Source organism: Aestuariivirga sp., assembly GCF_020252395.1.
Lineage (GTDB): Bacteria > Pseudomonadota > Alphaproteobacteria > Rhizobiales > Aestuariivirgaceae > Aestuariivirga.
Genome location: NZ_JADCDB010000038.1, coordinates 1 through 14,733, shown reverse-complemented (window position 1 = coordinate 14,733; position 14,733 = coordinate 1). Strand labels below are relative to the sequence as shown.

The following is a 14,733-nucleotide window of genomic DNA, read 5'->3' as shown; positions in this document are numbered from 1 at the left end:
GAGTCCTATCCCGCCCGCGGCCATACCGGCAGGTCGAGCCACCAGTTCCACCATTCGGGCCAGCCGCGCGTCCAGAAGGGTCCGGAGATCACGATGCAGACGGCGCTGAAGAAGACAGCGCCCAGGGCCAGGAAAAGCCCCAGGCGGTGAATGCCGAGCGTGCCGATCGAGTAGCCGATGTGATCGCGGAAGAAGCTGTTTTCGTGTTCCGCTGTTTTCACCGGCTCGCCCTTGGCCGGGTTGGTGGCCGACAGCACGAGGCCGCCATGCATCGCCAGCGCCAGCGTGCAGGTGAAGAACAGGGTGATGGCGATCATATGCGCCGGATTGTAGTGGAAGTGGAGATACTGATAGCCGACGTTGGACACCCAATCGAGATGGCTGATGATGCCATAGGGAAAACCGTGGCCCCAGGCGCCCAGGAGGAAGGGCCGGATGATCTCGAGCGTCACATAGGCCAGGATGGCGAAGGAAAAGGCGACCGGCACATGAAGGCCGATGCCGAGCTTGCGGCAAATCTCCACCTCGCGCAGCGCCCAGGAGACGAAGGCGCCCGTGGCGCAGACGGTGATGATCTGCCAGAGGCCGCCCTGCTTCAGCGGCGCCAGTGCAAGGCCATAGCTGAGGTCCGGCGGCGCGATGTTGATCTGCCAGAGGTTCCATGTGCCGCCGATCGCCGCGCCATAGACGATGAGGGCGGTTCCGAGGACGGCGAAGAAGGCCGTGAGCACGCCGAAGAAGCCGACATAGAAGGGCCCGGCCCAGAAATCGAACAGGTCGCCGCCGATCAGCGTTCCGCCGCGGACGCGGTATTTCTTCTCGAAGCTCAGCATGGCCATGGTGGTCGCTCCTGCCGGTCCAACCGGCCCTCAAGTCCTGGGGTGGTCACGTGGACGGAACGCGCGGGGGAGGCACGTTCCGTCCACAAGGGTTGCGGAATGGACGGCCTCAGCCGGCCATCTCGCCGATCGTCACGTCCAGGCTCGCGGCCTTCTTCGCCACGCCGCCCTCGAGCCAGTTGAACCGGTCGGTGGACAGCAGGATGAAGTGGATGACGAGAGCGAGAACGAACAGGAAAGTCGCCATCGCGACGAGCGTCCTGCGCGGATCGAACAACAGCCAAATGCGCCACATGTCCAATCCTCCTTATGTGAACATCGACGTGAGCTGGTGCAGAAGCGGGCTCAGGTCGCTGCTTTGATAGCCATCGGGTCCAGGGATCCACGGGCGCCATTGCCACGCCAGGAAGTGGGCGGCGATCGCCACCAGCGTGAAACCAATGAAGCTCGTCATGAAGATCGAGTGGAATTCCTTGGCTTCGGCTTCGGTCAGGCCGGAAATGCCCGACCCTTTGTTATCGGCCATGTTACTGACCTCCGTCTGAGGGCCTTGTTGAAGGGCCTGTTACCGCTGAGTGACCGCGCGGCCCGGTTACCCGCCTTGCTCCGGAGAGCGCAGCGAATAGGAAACCCTTCACATGAAGACGAAGGGAATTGAGTTGTAGGTCGCGGCCTTGGCGGCGGCGAAGATCGACTTGCCGTCGTCATGGCCGCCGACCCGCGGGCGAACGCTTCGCGGCACGAGCCGGGTGGCGGCGATCGCCACGAAGAACACTGCGAAGGCCAGCCACATGAGGAGGCTGAACTCCAGTTTCGAGTCTTCCTGGCGGTGGGCGTTGATCATCGACATGCTGTTATCTCCCGATGTCAGATGGAAAAGGATGAGAGCTGGCCATCACGCGAGCTCCCGTGTTGCGTTGCGGACGTCGGCCTCGCCGACGCTAGGCGAACCATGTTTGCGCGCCTGGGCCTCGGCCCCGTCACGCAGGCGCTTGGCCGCCGATATGCGGACGAGCACCGGCTGGCGCTCCAGCCATTCATCGAGGAAGGACTTGGCCTCCGCATCCCAGGCGATCTCCTGCTCGCGCCTGGCCGGTGTGGCCTCCACCTTGTCCATGTCGGGGGCCAGCGGCAGAATGTTGAAAAGCGCATCGAACAGCGCGTTGCACACGTCCTGGATGAGATAGGTCGCCCCGGCATAACCCATGAAAGGCGTGCCCGTGTGGCGGCGGATGATGGCGCCGGGGAAGGAGGCAGGGATATACATGGCGCGGCCGCCGGCCTCGGCCGCATACATGCGCTCGTTGTAGCTGCCGAACAGGATGAGGGGCGTCTTTTCCTTCACCAGCTTGCGGATCGTCTCGTTGTCGGTCTTCTCGCCTGACTTGCGGGAAACCGCGAAGTTGCAGGGAAGCCCCATCTCCTCGCCGAGGAAATGCTCCAGCCCGCGGGCATAGGTTTCGGACGCCACCACGCCGAAGCTCGCCGTGCCGAAGAAGTCCTGCGTGACGGAGCGCCACAGGTCCCACAGCGGCTTGATGGTGGTGTGCTTCTCGCGTTCGATGAAGGGCTCGGGGTCCAGCCCCAGGATCTCGCCCAGCTTGCGCAGGAACTTGGTGGTGGAGTGCAGCCCGATGGGCGCCTGCAGATAGGGCCGGTCGAGGGCCTCGCACAGCTTGCGGCCGAATTCGCGGTACATGCAGATATTGGCATCAGCATTGACCAGCTTCGGCACGTCGGCCAAGTGGCTGCCGAGCGGGAAGCACATGTTCACGTCCGCACCGATGCCTTCGACGAGGCGGCGGATCTCGGCCAGGTCGGAAGCCGAGTTGAAGGTGCCGTAGATGGCGCCGATGATGTTGACCCGGGGGCGCTCGCCCTCCTTGCGCGGCTTCTGCGTCGGCACCTGCTTCTTCTTGGAGCCGAATTCCGTCCACAGCCAATAGAGCGCGCGGTCGGCCGACTGCCACTGGTCCTCGTCGATGGTGCGCGGCAGGAAGCGCTGGATGCCGGTGCCCTGCGGAGTCACACCGCCACCGATCATCTCGGCGATGGAGCCGGTGACCACCACGCTGGGCATGGACGGGTCGAGCGTCTTGTGGGCGCGCCGCATGGCGCCTTCGGTGCCATGCTGGCCGAGTTCTTCTTCGGACAAGCCCGTGACGACGATCGGCAGCTCATGCGGCGGCAGCGCGTCGGTATAGTGCAGAACGGAGGTGACGGGCAGGTTCTCGCAGCCCACCGGGCCGTCGATGATCACCTGCAGGCCCTTGATGGCGGTGAAGGCATAGACAGAGCCCCAGTAGCCCCCGGCGCGGTCGTGGTCGAGGACTAGCATGGCAGCACCTCGTACGTCACGGCGCCGGCCTCACCCATTAAAGCTCCGACATTCCGGCGAAAGCCGGGATGACGGCGAGTAGGGGCGCCCTCACCTGGAGCACCGTCATGTCGGCCTTCGCCGGGATGACGCCATTGGGGGGCAGTGCGCAACGGCTGATGACCGATAACGTGAATGGGCCTGACGTCTCTCATGTCCCCACCGCCTCTTCCGCCTTGGCCTTGGCCGCCAGCATGCCGGCATATTTCTTGCGGAAGTCGGGGCGGTCGACCGGGGTCTCCTCCCACACGCCCGCGGCATGGCCTTCGCCGACGCCGTTGAAGAAGTCCCGCATCTCGTCGAAGCGGCTCTTGTTGCCGAGAGCGGCGTTGATGACTTGCGCGAGCGAGCCCGCACCGGCAGGCCCCATGAGAGGCCGCGCCGAGATCAGGTTGGTGAAATAGAGCGCAGGCGTCGACAGCGACTTGGCCTTCTGCACCACCGGCGTGGTGCCGATGGCGAGGTCCGGCTTCACGTCCATCATCGCCGCAATGTCCTGCTCGAGCGACGCGCGATACTGGATGGTCACGCCACGGGCCTCGAGCCACTCGCGGTCGGCATCCGACCAGCGGGTCTTGGGGCAGGCGGTGCCGACGTAGGGAACGTCAGCACCACTCTCGATCAGCAGGCGCGCCACCAGAAGCTCGGAGCCTTCATAGCCCGACACCGTGATGCGGCCCTTGATGGGCTTCGCCGCCAGCGCACCCTTGATGGCGGGCAGGATGGCGTTCTGCGCCGCCGCGATCTTGGCCGGCGAAACATTGCAGGCATCGCCGATCGCCTGCAGCCAAGCGGCCGTGCCGTCATGGCCGACGGGGGCGGAGCCCACCACCGTGCGCCCGGCCTGCTCGAATTCGCGGATCGAGGCCGTGTAGAAGGGATGGATTGCCGCCACCGCGGCGCAGTCCAGGCCTGCGAACAACTCGCGCCATTCGCGCACGGGCACGACGGGGCCGGCGGCGAGACCCATCGGCTCCAGCATGCGGCCGATGGAGACCGGATCGACGGGGAACATTTCGCCGAGCAGCGTGACGCTTGGGAGGCTCCCACGCGCCGTGCGCGGAGCGGCGACGGGACCCTGCCGGATTTCTTCCGCCGCATATCGCAGCATGGCCCCCGAGAGCACGTCCTTCGCTTCCGCGTGAGTCGGAACGCCGAAGCCCGGCACGTCGATGCCGATGATGCGCACGCCGTTGATCTCCTTCGGGAGCAGCTGCAGCGGCACGCCGGAGGCCGTGGGAACGCAGAGATTGGTGATGACGATGGTGTCGTAATCCTCAGGCTTCGCCAGGTTGAACACCGCTTCGCGGATATCCTCGAACAGCTTGCCGGTGACGAGCGTTTCGGAATTGAAGGGCACGTAGCCAACACTGCGGCGCGCGCCATAGAAGTGCGAGGTGAAGGTCAGTCCATAGACGCAGCAGGCCGATCCGGAAAGGATGGTTGCGGTGCGGCGCATGCGGAGGCCAACGCGCAAGCTGCCGAAGGCGGGGCACATGCTCTGCGGCTGGTCATGGGGCCCGAGCGCATAGTCGCGCGCATATTGCTCGAGCACGTCGCTCTTGCCCGCGGCGGCCGCGGCCTTGCTCAGCTCCTCCTTGCCCGCATGGCAGGACATGCCGGAGACGTCCGCCGGTTTGGGCGCCGGCTCCGCTCCGGGTCTTGTCCTGTCGATGAGGGTGGTTGCCATGTGCCTTACACCGCGTCGTAGATGACTTCGAGGGACGGCTTCACGATCGGCATGCCGCCGCACATGTCTTCGAGCGAGGCGGGCTCCAGCACCACATTGCGGCCCACCGAGTCGCCCGAGAACAGGCCCAAGAGCCCGTCCTGGTCCAGCGGTGTGGGCCGCTGCGGGGGCGCGGTGGCCACATTTTCGGCGAGTTCGGCGAACATGGTGCCCCATTCGCCGCCCGGTCGGCCGATGATTTCGTAATTCGCGCTCTTGCGGCGGATGTCCTCATTCGCCGGAATGGCGGAGAGCACGGGAATGCCAACCTTCCCGGCGAAGGCCGCGGCCTCGCCTGTGCCGTCATCCTTGTTGATGACAATGCCGGCCACGCCGACATTGCCGCCGAGCTTGCGGAAATACTCGACCGCCGAGCAGACATTGTTGGCGACGTAAAGCGACTGGAGGTCGTTCGAGCCGACGATGATCACCTTTTGGCACATGTCGCGGGCAATCGGCAGGCCGAAGCCGCCGCAGACCACGTCGCCCAAAAAGTCGAGCAGCACATAGTCGAAGCCCCATTCATGGAAGCCGAGCTTCTCGAGCAGCTCGAAACCGTGGATGATGCCGCGCCCCCCGCAGCCGCGGCCCACTTCCGGGCCGCCCAGCTCCATGGCGAAGACGCCGTCGCGCTTGAAGCACACATCGCCGATCTTCACCTCTTCGCCCGCCAGCTTCTTCTTGGCCGAGGTTTCGATGATGGTGGGGCAGGCCTTGCCGCCGAAGAGGAGCGAGGTCGTGTCGCTCTTCGGGTCGCAGCCGATCAGCAGCACGCGCTTTCCTTGCTGGGCCATCATGTAGGAGAGGTTGGCGAGGGTGAAGCTCTTGCCAATGCCGCCCTTGCCGTAGATCGCGATGATCTGCGTCTCCTTTTTAGGGGTCGCGCCGGCGTCGATATTGAGGTCGATGCTGTTCATGCGAGCGCACTCCAGTCGAGGGCCATCTTGATGCAGTGGGGGTCGGTGAAGGCCTGTTCATAGGCCTCGGCCGCCGTGGCGGCGGATGCGTGATGGCTGATGAGGCCCTTGAGACTCAACCGGCCAGTGGAAACGAGCGACTTCACCGCCTGCATGTCCGCCATGGTGAACTCGGCGGCGATGCGGATCCGAGCCTCGCGCATGAAGGCAGGCGGGAAGGTGAAGGAAAGGGGCTCCTCGTAAAAGCCCGCGAGCGTGATCTCGCCCTGCTTCCGGAGCTTGGGGATGATCTGGTCGAGCAGGCCCGCAGCACCCGAGGCATCGCAGATCGTTGCGTAGTCGCGGCGTGTGTCCTGCTCGGGTGTCACAACGGCGTAGCCGGCGGCGCCGTCGTGACGCGCGGCATTGGTTTCGATGACGGCCGGCGCGTCGCCGCCCAGCGCCAGCGTGATGCGCGCGATGAGCCGGCCGAGCAGGCCATGGCCGATGACGAGCTGGGGCAGCGCGTGTGCGACCGCGTGATGCGCGGTGGCGGCCAGTGCGATGAGAATGCCTTCCTCGCCGCCGATTCCGTCGAGCTTCACGGCGCGGGAGGCCTGCAGCACGATGCGCTTGGCGGCGCCGCCGAACAGGCCCCTCACGTCCTTGTAGCAATTGGCGCCGGGCACGAAGACGAGGTCGCCCTCGGCAAATCCCTCAGCGGGGTGGGTGACGCGCGCCACGGTCTCGTATCCGGGAACCAGCGGATAACCCATGCCGGGGAAGCTGGGCATGCGGCCCGCCCAGAGCAAGCGCTCGGTGCCCGACGAGATTCCGCTCCACACAGCATCGACGACAAGGTCGTCCGCCTTCGGCTCCTGTAATGCCACCGTCCTCAGCGCCAGTTTGCCCGGCTGTTCGAGAACGACTGCGACCGTTTCCATCCTCGGCCTCCCCGGAAAGTCCGGCCAGCTCCCCAGCCGGCCCACAGACTCCCTGACTGTCAGCTTACTCTTACACTCTTGTGTGTCAATAGTTAGATACAGTCTGTCCGCCATGCCGGACTGACAGTTCCGGTGCATGCCTGCGGCACTATCCCGGCCTGCCCCTCGATCTTCCCCTCCCCCTTGTGGGCAGGGGCAGCGGTGGGGGGGGCCGCGAGTCGGATTTTCATGAAGGGGGTGCGGGTCCGCGAGTTGGGCTTTTCATGACAGTCGATGCCCAGCTTCTGCCACCGGAAGGCCGCTGGACCGCCATGTGCAACGATGTCCACTCATCCGGCAGCAACCGGAACCGGTGACATTCGATAGCCTCCGGCAGCAACCGGAATGCGCTCGGGCAGCATCCGAAAAGCATCCGAAAAGCATCCAGAAAGCATCCCAAAAGCACCCAGCATGCATCCGCCTGAGCGTGCTACGGCATGGTCATCCGCAACAGGCCGGATACAACCGGATTGCGAGTCGCCACCACCTCGACTGACGCGAACCCGGCATCCTTCGCCATGCGGCCGATCTCGTCCGGGGTGCGGGTCTTGCCCTGGCCCATGGCGGCGAAGTAGAGGCCGAAATAGGCGTCCGCCACGGGGGCGGTGGCCGTCAAGCCCGACAGGGGTTCGGCCAGGATCAGCGTGCCGCCGGGCGGCAGCATGCGGGCCACGGCAGCAAGCAGCGTGCGCACCGCCGCGTCGTCATGATCGTGCGTGATGCGGATCAGGGTGGCGCAGTCGGGGCCCTTCGGCAGCTCATCGTCGAGGAAACTTCCTCCGTGAATTTCAAAGCGATCTCCGAGGTTTGCGCGTGCAAGTTCGGCCACTTTGGGAAGATCGAAGAGGCTCAGTTTCAGCTGTGGATAACGCGCCGCGGCGGCCTTCAGGAAGGCACCGTTGGAGCCACCGATGTCGATCACGTGGCTGTGGCGGCTGAAGTCGTAGGAGGCGAGGATCTCGGCGGCCACCGCAGCTTGCGAGGCGGCCATCAGTGCGGTGTAGCCGGCCGCGTTGCGCTGGTCGCCATAGCTCCAGAAGTCCTTCAGTTGGTTATCTTTCTTGGCGCCCGACAGCACGCCAATGGGGTCCGTCAGGTCGGCATAGAGCAGGCTGTGGTGGGTGATGAAGCGGGCGATCCAGGGGTTGCCGGCGAGTGCCGCGCCATGGATGCCCAGCGTCACCTCTCCGGTGCTGGTGCGTTCCAGAATGTCGAGCGATATCGCGGCCTTGAGCAGGCGTTCGGTGCGGTCCGCCGGCCAGCCGATGCGCGCGGCGATAGCGGCGGTGGAGAGGGGCTGGCCCTGCAGCATCTCGATGAGGCCCAGCTTCACCGTGCAGTAGAGGACCTGGGTATAGGTGAAGCCTGCGAGGAGGTCGAAGAGCTGCCGCGAGCGCGCCCGGCTCACCGGCCTAAAGGGCGGAAAATCCAAGGCAAATTTCTGGAAGCGGGGAGAGGCGAGCAGGCCGTTGCGCAAAGTTCGCCACCGGTCCCAGGCACCTCCAAGCAGGCTCATCTCACGCAGCGGCGGTGCGCGCCGAAAGGCCGGTGACGAGGCTCCGCGACACCCCTTCGATCTGCTTCGCCAGCACCTCGCGCCCCGGACAATCCGGAATGGCGTTCCGCGCTGCCTCGAGCAGGTCCTCGAAATGCGCCATGGCGCCGTCAAAGCCCAGTTCTGCAACGAAATTCGGGGCGTGATTGGCCTCGTCCTGGTGCACCGGCTTGCCCAGCTTTTCAGCCGATCCCGCCACGTCGCGCAGGTCATCCGCCACCTGGAAGGCCTCGCCGATGGCAAAGCCCAGCTTCTGCCAGCCGAAGGGTTCATAGCCCTGCGACGCCGCCCCACCCATGGTGCAGGCCGCAAACAGCGCCCCCGTCTTGGCCCGCTGGTAGCGCACGATATCGATTGAAGGCTCGCATTCCCACGCCTGGCCGGCGCAGATGCCCGACGGCCCGCCCACGCAGCGCGCGAGGATGCCGGAAAGCTGCGCCACCCGCTCTGTCCGGAGCGCCAGCCACTCGAAGCCGAGCACGATCAGCGCATCACCAGTCAGAACCGCAATCCTCTCCCCAAACGCCGCATGCACCGAGGGCTTCCCCCGCCGCAACTCTGAGTTGTCAAAGCAAGGCAAGTCATCATGCACCAGCGATGCGCAATGGAGGATCTCCACGGCGGATGCAAAAGCGATTGCGGCGGATGCATATTGCGTTGCCGCCGTTGCATTTTGCGTTGCTGCCGTTGCATTTCTGGATGCTTGTTGTTGTGCCGCCATTGCGCTCATGGATGCGCCTTGTCCGGTTGCCGCAGCATGTCCCGATGAGCCGCAGGCATTGCTGACCGCGAGCACCAGACGGGGGCGGATTCGGGCGCCGCCGGGGAAGACAGCGTGGCGGAGAGCCTGGCTCAGGAGGGGTGGGCAATCGCCGCCTGCGGCATGGCCCACTGCCTGTTCGAGTTCCTGTTCGAGGCGGAGTCCGATATCCATGGGGTATCTCCCGTAGTCGTCAGAATGAAACGTCACTTGCGACTGTAAAGGAATATTGACATAGTAATCGTAGCTCCGCAACAGGGAAGCCGCGGGACGGAATGTCAAGGGATCGCACCATCATCATTGGGGCCGGAATGGGCGGGCTCGCGGCCGCCCTGAGCCTCGCCGCGAAGGGCGAGGAGGTGCTGGTGATGGAGCGCCAGCAGGCCCCCGGAGGCAAGATGCGGCGGCTTGACGTGGCGGGCCATGGAATCGATGGCGGTCCCACCGTCTTCACCATGCGCTGGGTGCTGGAGCAGATCTTCGCCGAGGCGGGGGCCGAGCTTTCAGACCATGTGACGCTCGAACCCCTTTCCATCCTCGCGCGCCATGCCTGGAGCGCGACGGAGCGCCTCGACCTCCATGCCGACCTCGCGGCCTCGGCCGATTCGATCGGCGACTTTGCGGGGGCTGCGGAGGCGCAGCGATTCCTGACATTCAGTGCAGAGGCGAAGCGCATCTACCGGACGCTGGAGAAGCCCTTCCTTTGTGCGCAGCGGCCAAACCCGGTGTCGCTGGCGATGTCGAATGGCCTCTCCGGCATAAGGGACGTGGCGCGCATCAATCCCTTCGAGACGATGTGGAAGGGGCTCGCACGGCATTTCCGCGACCTGCGGCTGCGGCAGTTGTTCGGGCGCTATGCCACCTATTGCGGGTCATCGCCCTTCCTCGCCCCCGCCACGCTGATGCTGGTGGCGCATGTGGAGCAGGCGGGCGTGTGGAGTGTGAAGGGCGGCATGCATGAGCTGGCGCTGGCGCTGGAGGGGCTGGCGCGGCGCAAGGGTGTCAGTTTCCGCTATGGCGAGGATGTGACGGAGATCGGCACGGAGCGCGGACGCGTGGCGTGGGTGAGCACCGTCAAGGAGCGATTCGATTGCTCCGCGGTGATCGTAAATGCCGACTCGCAGGCGGTGGCGGCGGGGTTGCTTGGCGGCGGCGTGAAGTCCGCTGTTGCGTCCATTCGGCCGAAGCAGCGCTCGCTCTCCGCCATCACCTGGGCGGCGGTGGCGGAGACATCGGGCTTTCCGCTGGCGCGGCACAATGTGTTCTTCTCGCGCGACTATGCGCAAGAGTTCCGTACACTGAGCACCGGTTATCCGGACGAGCCCACCGTCTATATCTGCGCGCAGGACCGCGAGGGGCATCAGGGCGGGCCGGAGCGGCTGCTGCTGCTGGTCAACTCGCCGGCTAACGGCGATCATGCGCCGCAAGCCTGGGCCCGAGTCGAACTCGCCATGCGCGAGAAGCTCGCGCAATGCGGGCTCTGCGTCGATTTCAAACCTGACAGCACGATCATCACCGACCCAGCCCGCTTCCATGGCCTGTTTCCGGCCACCGGCGGCGCGCTTTATGGGAGGGCCTCGCACGGATGGATGGCATCATTTCAGCGGCCCGCGGCGCGCACGCGCATTCCGGGCCTGTTCCTCGCGGGGGGCAGCGTGCACCCGGGGCCGGGCGTGCCGATGGCCATGCTTTCGGGGCGGCTGGCGGCGCAAAGCCTGCTGGCGTCCAGGGCTTCGACGAGGGCGTTCCACAAGGCGGTTACCGTTGGTGGTATCTCGACGGCCTGAGCGATGACGGCCGCCACGGCCTCACCATCATCGGCTTCGTGGGCAGCGTGTTCTCGCCCTATTACGCGCGGGCGCGGCGCAGTGGCGATGCCGACCCCGAGAACCACTGCGCGCTGAATGTCGCGCTCTATGGCGCGGGCGGGCACCGCTGGGCCATGACGGAACGAGGGCGGCGCTGGATCTGCCGCGATGCGACGAAGTTTGTGATTGGCCCGAGTGCGATGCGCTGGGAGGATGGCGCGCTCATCATCGACATCGACGAGGTGACGGTGCCGATCCCCTCGCGGCTTCGGGGTCAGGTGCGACTGACGCCTTCGGCCATCTGTTCGCACGAGGTGCGGCTGGACTCCCAGGGCCTGCATGTGTGGCGGCCGGTGGCGCCTTTCTCGCGCATCGAGGCCGTGTTCGAGAAGCCGGCGCTGCGCTGGAGCGGCATTGGTTATCATGACTCCAACTGGGGAGCGGCGCCTCTGGAGGAGAGTTTCGAAAGCTGGGTGTGGTCGCGCGCGGCAATGAAGGATGGTGCGGCCATCGTCTATGACACCGTGCTGCGCGATGGTTCGAACGCTGCCTTCGCGCTGCATATCGGTGCCGAAGGTGGCGTGACGGAGATGCCCGTACCGCCACGCCGGGAAATGCCCACGACCTTCTGGCGCATGGCGCGGCACATGCGGGCGGAGCGGCACTTCGAGGCAGTGTCGCTGTTCGAGGACTCGCCGTTCTACACGCGCACGCTGCTGAAGGTGGAGACGGAGGAGGGAAGGGCGGATGCCTTCCACGAGAGCCTGTCGCTGACGCGGTTTAGGAACCCCGTGGTGCAACTGATGCTGCCGTTCAGGATGCCAAGAAGAGGGTGAGTATCAGTGCGTCGTTCGAGGTGAAGAAGAGGTCACTACTCTCACAGTGCGAGTGATCGAAGCATCTTTTTAATTGCCATATCGGGCAATACTAACTCAGCTCAACTTGTCTATGGCTTCTTATCCCGCTTCAGCTTCCACAATTCCCAGAAGGCCCAGCCGAGAACGACGCCGGCAACGAGGATACCTTCCGCGAGTGCGAGGCTGCCGCCACTCATTGATTCTGCCTTTCCAGCCGGGTGAAGAGGTCGGTGAGCCACTGGGCGCGTTCGTCAAGCGTGCGCGGGGGGTGGATGGGCTGGCCGGCGCTGGCCACGGCGTCGATGAGGAATTGCGCGGAGGCGATGGCGGGGACATCGGAGCGCGGCGCGGATGCGAGCGAGGCTGTGACAGCCTGTGCGAGGAGTGCGAGCTTGCGCGGCGTGGGAACGGTGGCGCGGCGGGTGATGCTGTCATGACCGTTTTTTTCCACCGCACGGCCGATCTCGGCATAGAGGAGGCGGGCTGCGTGGATCGACGGGCGGCAGGCCGCCGGCAAAACGGCGATGCCGGAGAGGCTCTGAACATAAAGCCGGCCGGCCTCCGCCAGCAGGCGCTGGAGAACCCCGGCGAGCGCAGGCGATGGACGTGGCGTTGCAACGAAGGCCCCGGCGTCAAGACCTGCCTCCGCCATCCAGTCCAGCGGCAGGTAGATGCGGCCGTTGCGCGCATCCTCGCCCACGTCGCGGGCGATGTTGGTGAGTTGCATGGCGACACCGAGATCGCAGGCGCGTGCGATGGCCGACGGGTTGCGCACCTGCATGACCAGCGACATCATCGCTCCCACCGTGCCGGCGACGCGCACAGCATAGGCGTGGAGATCGTCCAGCGTCGGGTAGCGGCGGCCCGCGGCATCCCAGGCGAAGCCCTCGATCAGGGCTTCGGGGATTTCCCGCGGAATGGCGAAACGCAGCGCCACGTCGGCGAAGGCGCGGTCGGCGGGTTCATTGTCCGGCTGACCCCGGTAGATGCGGTCGAGGCGCCCCAGCAGCATGTCCACCGCGGCGCGGCTGCCGGTCGAGCCATCCACCAGGTCATCCGCCACGCGGCAGAAGCCATAGAGCGAGCGTGACGCATCGCAGACGCGCTGCGGCAGCAGCAGCGAGGCGGTGTAGAAGGTCTTCGACCCGTCGCGGATCATCTGCCGGCACTGGGCGAGATCGGCGGGCGAGACGAGCGAACGGTCAGGCGAAGGCGGACGCATCGGGCACCACGGAATCGAGGATTCTTGCCGAAGAGATGACACCGGGAATGCCCGCACCCGGATGGGTGCCGGCGCCGACGATGAACAGGTTCCCGATGTCTTCCGAGCGGTTGTTGGGGCGGAACCAGGCGCTCTGCAGCAGCGTGGGCTCGAGCCCGAAGGCAGCGCCCTTGGTGGAGGAGAGACGGGTTTCGAAATCGATCGGGGTGATCAGCTTCTCGGTGACGATATGTTCCCGGAAACCGGGCATCAGGGTGCGGTCGAGGTGCCCGGCGATGGCGGCCTTGTAGGACGCCGCACGGCTCGTCCAGTCGATACCGGAATCCTGGTGCGGCACGGGCGAGAGCACATAGAAGGCATCGCAGCCAGCAGGCGCGAGGGCGGGATCCGTCGCGGTGGGGCGGTGGAGATAGAGGCTGAAGTCCTTGGCCAGGGTCTTCTTCTCGAAGATGTCGTGCAGCAGGCCGCGGTAGCGCGGTCCCATGAGGATGGTGTGGTGGGGAACGTCCGTGTACTGACGGTTAGTGCCGAAATACCAGACGAAGAGGCTCATGGAATAGCGGGCGCGGGCGAGCTTCGCATCCGACCAGCGCTTGCGCGGGGCGTTGGCGAGCAGCTTCGTGTAGGTGTGGGCGGTCTCGGCATTGGAGACGACGATATCGGCCTTGATGGCGCGGCCATCGGCGAGGCGCAGGCCGGTGGCCCGCGCGCCCTCGCAGGTGATCTCAGCCACCTCGCTGTTGAGCACGATACTGCCGCCCTGGCGCTCCACCAGCGCCGCCATGGCCTTGACGAGCGCGCCGGTGCCGCCCATGGCGAAGTGCACGCCATATTGCCGCTCGAGATAGGCGATCATGCTGTAGATCGCTGTGACCTTGAACGGGTTGCCGCCGATGAACAGCGGGTGGAAGCTGAGCGCCATGCGGATCTTCGGGTTCTTGACGCGCGCCGCCACGTGCTGGTGCACGGTGCGCCAGGCGCCGAGGCGCAGGAGGTCCGGCGCTATCTTCACCATGTCGAGCGGCGAGCCGAAGGGCACGTGGCCCAGCTGTTCGAAGCCGATGCGGTAGATCGCCTCGCTCTCCGCCATGAAGCGTTCATAGCCCTCGACGTCACCCGGCGAGATGCGCCGCACTTCCTCGCGCATGCGGGCGGGGTCGGCGCAGCAGCTGATCACCGTGCCGTCAGCGAAGCGGATGTCGTAGAAGGGGTCGACTGGCTTCAGCGTCACGTCGTCCGAGAGCTTCGCCCCTGCGAGCGACCACAGCTCGTCGAGGATGAAGGGTGCGGTGATGATGGTGGGGCCGGCATCGAAGGTGAAGCCGTCCTGGCGGAACACGCAGGCGCGGCCGCCGGGCTGCTCCAGCTTCTCGAACACGGTGACGCGATAGCCCCTGGCGCCCAGCCGGATGGCAGCCGCGAGTCCGCCGAGGCCACTGCCGATGACGGCGGCATGGGGCCGCCGGTCAGCCGTCTGGCCGGGCGGCGGGGGATGGTCGATGTCTGTAAACATCCGTTGACAGTAGAAACCGTCAGCCGGGATTTGGCAAGGGGGCAGAAGAAAGATTGTCGGTAGCACACGATATGACCGGTTTAAGTAGCACACGATCTGTCCGGTAGGCTGGCCCTTTTTTGGGGGTCAGCATGAGCCGGACGGAAGCCCGAAGGGTTGTGCGAATGATGAAGTTCATGAGCGTTTTTGGCCGT

14 protein-coding genes are annotated in these 14,733 nt (G+C 65.5%); 2 read left to right on the top strand and 12 right to left on the bottom strand.

Annotation, left to right across the window (positions count from 1 at the left end; genetic code table 11):
• Positions 1–5: 5 nt before the first annotated feature.
• The 10 genes from pufL to IOC82_RS15840 form a co-directional block, all read right to left on the bottom strand.
• Positions 6–839, bottom strand: coding sequence for a photosynthetic reaction center subunit L (pufL, locus tag IOC82_RS15885; RefSeq protein WP_290547181.1), 834 nt, complete (start codon positions 837–839; stop codon positions 6–8).
• 109 nt (positions 840–948) lie between these two features.
• A complete protein-coding gene (gene pufA / locus IOC82_RS15880; RefSeq protein ID WP_290547180.1) occupies positions 949–1,134 on the bottom strand; it encodes a light-harvesting antenna LH1, alpha subunit in 186 nt (61 codons plus the stop codon).
• A gap of 12 nt (positions 1,135–1,146) precedes the next feature.
• Positions 1,147–1,365, bottom strand: a complete 219-nt coding sequence (gene pufB / locus IOC82_RS15875; protein WP_290547179.1) for a light-harvesting antenna LH1, beta subunit — start codon at positions 1,363–1,365, stop codon at positions 1,147–1,149.
• 108 nt (positions 1,366–1,473) lie between these two features.
• Entirely contained in the window at positions 1,474–1,689 is a 216-nt protein-coding gene (locus IOC82_RS15870) for a hypothetical protein (protein WP_290547178.1), read from the bottom strand.
• Positions 1,690–1,734: 45 nt separating this feature from the next.
• Positions 1,735–3,177 carry a chlorophyllide a reductase subunit Z gene (gene bchZ / locus IOC82_RS15865; protein WP_290547177.1) on the bottom strand — a complete coding sequence of 481 codons (1,443 nt, stop codon included), beginning with the start codon at positions 3,175–3,177 and terminating at the stop codon, positions 1,735–1,737.
• A gap of 190 nt (positions 3,178–3,367) precedes the next feature.
• On the bottom strand, positions 3,368–4,906 hold the full coding sequence (bchY, locus tag IOC82_RS15860; RefSeq protein ID WP_290547176.1) for a chlorophyllide a reductase subunit Y: 1,539 nt from the start codon (positions 4,904–4,906) through the stop codon (positions 3,368–3,370).
• Positions 4,907–4,911: 5 nt separating this feature from the next.
• Complete coding sequence (locus IOC82_RS15855) at positions 4,912–5,862, bottom strand: chlorophyllide a reductase iron protein subunit X (protein WP_290547175.1); 951 nt, start codon at positions 5,860–5,862, stop codon at positions 4,912–4,914.
• Positions 5,859–6,785 carry a chlorophyll synthesis pathway protein BchC gene (bchC, locus tag IOC82_RS15850; RefSeq protein ID WP_290547174.1) on the bottom strand — a complete coding sequence of 309 codons (927 nt, stop codon included), beginning with the start codon at positions 6,783–6,785 and terminating at the stop codon, positions 5,859–5,861. The genes IOC82_RS15855 and bchC overlap by 4 nt, the downstream gene beginning before the upstream one ends.
• Positions 6,786–7,254: 469 nt before the next feature.
• The gene (locus tag IOC82_RS15845) at positions 7,255–8,256 is read right to left on the bottom strand and encodes a methyltransferase (RefSeq protein ID WP_290547173.1); all 1,002 of its coding nucleotides are present in this window, start codon (positions 8,254–8,256) and stop codon (positions 7,255–7,257) included.
• An 85-nt stretch (positions 8,257–8,341) separates the two neighbouring features.
• Entirely contained in the window at positions 8,342–9,313 is a 972-nt protein-coding gene (locus tag IOC82_RS15840; protein ID WP_290547172.1) for a polyprenyl synthetase family protein, read from the bottom strand.
• Between the two features lie 101 nt (positions 9,314–9,414).
• On the opposite strand from IOC82_RS15840, the gene crtD reads away from it, so the two are divergent.
• Positions 9,415–10,926, top strand: coding sequence for a 1-hydroxycarotenoid 3,4-desaturase CrtD (gene crtD / locus IOC82_RS15835; protein WP_290547171.1), 1,512 nt, complete (start codon positions 9,415–9,417; stop codon positions 10,924–10,926).
• Positions 10,923–11,783, top strand: coding sequence for a carotenoid 1,2-hydratase (locus tag IOC82_RS15830; RefSeq protein WP_290547252.1), 861 nt, complete (start codon positions 10,923–10,925; stop codon positions 11,781–11,783). Before crtD ends, IOC82_RS15830 begins: the two co-directional genes overlap by 4 nt.
• Before the next feature lie 214 nt (positions 11,784–11,997).
• On the opposite strand, the gene IOC82_RS15825 is transcribed toward IOC82_RS15830, so the two are convergent.
• Both IOC82_RS15825 and IOC82_RS15820 read right to left on the bottom strand, forming a co-directional pair.
• Complete coding sequence (locus IOC82_RS15825; RefSeq protein ID WP_290547170.1) at positions 11,998–13,026, bottom strand: phytoene/squalene synthase family protein; 1,029 nt, start codon at positions 13,024–13,026, stop codon at positions 11,998–12,000.
• A complete protein-coding gene (locus IOC82_RS15820; RefSeq protein WP_290547169.1) occupies positions 13,007–14,539 on the bottom strand; it encodes a phytoene desaturase in 1,533 nt (510 codons plus the stop codon). The genes IOC82_RS15825 and IOC82_RS15820 overlap by 20 nt, the downstream gene beginning before the upstream one ends.
• Between the last annotated feature and the right edge of the window lie 194 nt (positions 14,540–14,733).